The sequence below is a fragment of the Lacinutrix chionoecetis genome (assembly GCF_053604665.1).
This window is the reverse complement of record NZ_JBSHNQ010000023.1, coordinates 1-281: the sequence shown is the minus strand read 5'-3', so window position 1 is coordinate 281 and position 281 is coordinate 1. Positions and strand designations below refer to the sequence as shown.

Annotated in this window: 1 protein-coding gene; it reads right to left on the bottom strand. The window is 35.6% G+C overall.

Annotated elements, in window-relative coordinates; all coding sequences use genetic code 11:
- Nucleotides 1–281 (bottom strand): DUF7507 domain-containing protein (locus ACVC43_RS00120; protein WP_452222542.1); only part of this gene is annotated, 281 nt, incomplete at both ends.

Here is a 281-nt window from a genome sequence, read left to right as displayed (position 1 = left end):
TTATCATTATCAAGATCTCCAGAAGATAGAGTATTTGTGATGTCACCACCTAATAGTGTATCCGTTAATACTATTGAATTTATAGTTGTATTTCCAGTATTAGTTACAGTAAACGTATAAGTCACTGTATTTCCAACACCTGCACAACCATCACCATTATCATTTAAAGTTGCTTCTTTTAATAACACCATCGTGGTATCACCTTGACATAAAGTAATTACTGTCGCATCATCCGTCGTTGCTGTTGTACCAGAGACATCTGTTACCGTAGCATCAGTCAA